At 76.0% G+C, this 3,032-nt stretch carries 2 protein-coding genes and 2 pseudogenes; 2 read left to right on the top strand and 2 right to left on the bottom strand.

All coding sequences use genetic code 11. The features are described from left to right. Window positions 1–362: 362 nt before the first annotated feature. The gene (locus ACWFQ8_RS33400) at window positions 363–980 is read left to right on the top strand and encodes a TOPRIM nucleotidyl transferase/hydrolase domain-containing protein (protein ID WP_453790023.1); all 618 of its coding nucleotides are present in this window, start codon (window positions 363–365) and stop codon (window positions 978–980) included. 60 nt (window positions 981–1,040) lie between these two features. Here ACWFQ8_RS33400 and ACWFQ8_RS33395 read toward each other — a convergent pair whose 3' ends face one another. Next, a complete protein-coding gene (locus ACWFQ8_RS33395; protein ID WP_453790022.1) occupies window positions 1,041–1,433 on the bottom strand; it encodes a VOC family protein in 393 nt (130 codons plus the stop codon). An 83-nt stretch (window positions 1,434–1,516) separates the two neighbouring features. Next, window positions 1,517–1,804, bottom strand: a pseudogene (locus ACWFQ8_RS33390) (ArsR/SmtB family transcription factor); the annotation flags it as partial. A gap of 978 nt (window positions 1,805–2,782) precedes the next feature. On the opposite strand from ACWFQ8_RS33390, the pseudogene ACWFQ8_RS33385 reads away from it, so the two are divergent. Then, window positions 2,783–3,032: pseudogene (locus ACWFQ8_RS33385) on the top strand (hypothetical protein); the annotation flags it as partial.

The raw sequence follows: 3,032 nt of genomic DNA, 5'->3' as shown, positions 1-3,032 counted from the left end.
GTCGTATGTGACCTGGGTCCTGTGGGGCGGGTCACCGCCCAGCACCCCGAATGTCACCCTTCGCAGTCGTATGTACCCCTGGGAGAGGCATAGCTCGATGTCCGATTTGCCCGAGAATCAAAGGGAATCGATGGTTTGCGGGCTGTCTTCCGTGTGGTCCGGCGCGGCGCACCCTCCCGGCGCGGCGCACCCTCCCGGCGCGGCGCATCCTCCGGCGCGCGGCCCTCCCGCTCCCGGCGCGCTGCCCAAGGTTCCGCGGTGCACCGCCGTCCCGGCCCGCGGCGCCCCGGGGGCCGTGGGCGGCGGGCGGCGGGCGGATATCGGCGTGCGCCGGCGTCGGGGGGCGTAGCAGACTCCCCCGCATGGCCGACATGCGCATGTTCAGGGACGAGGTCACCGGCTGGGCGGGCGGTGGCTGCGGCGGGCCGGCCAGGGAGCTGGCGGAGCGCCTGGGGGTGCACACGGCGGTCCTGCTGGAAGGGCTGAGCGACCTCGCGGCCGTCGAGGCGCTGGCCGAGGGGCGGGGCCGCGACCTGGCGGCCGAGGGGGTGGGCGTGGTGGCGATGGGCGGGGCGATGAGCGTCGGCCGTTACGCGGAGCTCCTGGGGCCCTCGGGTCTGGGTCTGCGCCTGATCGGTCTGTGCGACGCGCGCGAGAAGCCCTTCTTCGACCGGGGCCTGGCCCCGGGGCGGGAGCCGAGCCGGTGCGTGTTCGTCTGCACGGCGGACCTGGAGGACGAGCTCATCCGCACGCTGGGACCGGCGCGCATCGAGCAGGTCATCGAGGCCGAGGACGAGCTGCGCGCCTGGCAGACCTTCGTCCGGCAGCCCGCCCAGCACGGCCGGCCGCGCGCCCGGCAGCTGCGGCGCTTCCTCGGCACGAAGAAGGGCCGCAAGATCCGTTACGGCCGCCTCCTGGTCGAAGCCCTCTCCCCCGACCAGGTGCCGGCCCCGCTGGATGACCTCCTCGCCTGCCTGTGACGCACCCCCTGCCCCCGCGCGCAGCGCCCTCTCGTTGCGGGCGGCCGGGCGCCGGGGCGCCTACTGCGGCTGGGTGGCGATCTGGATCAGATTGCCGCAGGTGTCGTCGAGGACGGCGGTGGTGACGGCGCCCATCTCCAGGGGCTCCTGGACGAAGCGGACGCCGAGGGCGCGCAGGCGCTCGTACTCCGCGTGCACGTCGTCGACGGCGAACTGGGCGAGCGGGATGCCGTCCTCGACGAGCGTGTCGCGGTAGGTCTTGGCCGCCGGGTGGGCGGCGGGTTCCAGGAGGAGTTCGGTGCCGCCGGGCTCGTCGGGCGAGACGACGGTCAGCCAGCGGTCCTTCTCCCCCACCGGGACGTCGTACTTCTTCACGAAGCCGAGGATCTCGGTGTAGAAGCGCAGGGCCTTCGCCTGGTCGTCGACGAAGACGCTGGTCAGGTGAATCTTCATGCGGTGCTCTCCTGCGGTCCGGGGGTGTCGGGGGTATCGGGGGTGTGAGGGGTGCCGGGGGCGTGAGGGGTGCCGGGGGTGTTGGGGGTGTGGGGGGTGCCGGGTACGGGCCAGCGCTCGGTGATCTGCCGCAGCGGGGCGGTGTTCAGGTCGTGGAACTTGTAGCGCCCCTCGCGCCGGGTCTCCACGAGCCCGGCGCTCTCCAGCACGGCGAGGTGCTGGGAGACCGCCTGGCGCGAGATGGCGAGGTGGTGCTTCATGCTCAGTCGCGAGCAGATCTCGAACAGTGTCTGTCCGGACCTCTGCGCGAGCTCGTCGAGGACGGTGCGGCGGGTCGGGTCGGCCAGGGCTTTGAAGAGGTCGTCGGCCACCCCTCCAGGATAGGCAAGCACTCACTTGCCTATCAAGCCGGGGACCTCGCCGTCGCCCCCCGGCCGGCGACGGGTGCGCCACGCCTGCCGGCGGCTGCTGCCGGGTCCACTACCGGGGCACGCGGGCCGCCACCGGGGTCCGCTGTCGGGGGGCGGCTGCTGCTGTCGAGGTCCACTGGAGGTGGCGGCTGCCGGCAGGGGCCGCCGCCGGGGGCTCAGCCGGCAGGGTCCCGGGCGCCGGCGGCTACCACCGGGGTCCGCTACCCGGGGGCGGCGGGTGCCGTCAGGGTGCACTGCCGGGGGCGGCAGCCGGGGGGCGGCAGCCGGCAGGGTCCCGGGCGCCGGCGGCTACCACCGAGGTCCGCTACCCGGGGGCGGCGACTGCCACCGGGGTGCGCTGCCGAGGGCTGCTGCCGGGGGCTGCTGCCCGGATGCGGTGGGGTTGCGGGCTGCGGCTGCCGTCAGGGTCCGCTGCTCGGGGGCGGCTGCCGTCGGGGTGCGCTGCCGGGGGGCGGCGGCTGCCGTCGGGGTCCGCTGCCCGGGGGCGGCGGTCCGAGCGTCGTCGCCGGGGGTCTGCCGGGCAGCCCGGCCAGGCGCGGCCGGGGAAGGGGCCGCGGGCACGGGTGCCCGGGTGCCATGCGGATCCCGGACGGCAGTCTCGTGGTGCCGGCGGGACCCCGCGTCACGCGTCGGGCGCGGTGCGGGGCCTCGACGGAGTCCCGGCCGCGCCCTGCGGTCGTCGGCCCGGAACTCCTCTGTCCACGCGTGTGACCCTCCCCCGGCCGCCCAAACGTGCGCGCAGGCACCTTCTTTGAGGGACCGTCAGGGTCGGAGGACGGATTCCCGGCGGAGGGTGACGGCGCGACGGGAGCAGGACCGAGCCCCAGCAACACCCGGCCGAGGAAGGCGTGTTGCCCGAGGCAGCCGAGGGCGCGGGCGTCACGGCCTCCGCTCCAACGCCCGTCCAAGGAGGGCGGGTTGCCCGAGGCAGCCGAGGGCGCGGGCGTCACGGCCACCGCTCCAACGCCCGTCCAAGGAGGGCGGGTTGCCCGAGGCAGCCGAGGGCGCGCGGGCGTCACCGCCACCGTCGACCCGAAGCACGAGCACCGGCCCGGGGCCGGGACCGGGCCGCAGGCCGGGACCGGGCCGCAGGCCGGGACCGGGCCGCAGGCCGGGACCGGGCCGCAGGCCGGGACCGGGCCGCAGGCCGGGACCGGGCCGCAGGCCG

It is taken from the genome of Streptomyces sp. NPDC055254 (genome assembly GCF_053606025.1).
Note: the sequence above shows the minus strand (reverse complement) of the source record. Positions and strands in the feature narration are given on the sequence as shown.

What these genes read in the sequence shown, in the direction of transcription:
- ACWFQ8_RS33400 (WP_453790023.1), top strand. Translation starts at nt 363, where the DNA reads ATGGCCGACATGCGCATGTTCAGGGACGAGGTCACCGGCTGGGCGGGC.
- ACWFQ8_RS33395 (WP_453790022.1), bottom strand. Translation starts at nt 1,433, where the DNA reads ATGAAGATTCACCTGACCAGCGTCTTCGTCGACGACCAGGCGAAGGCC.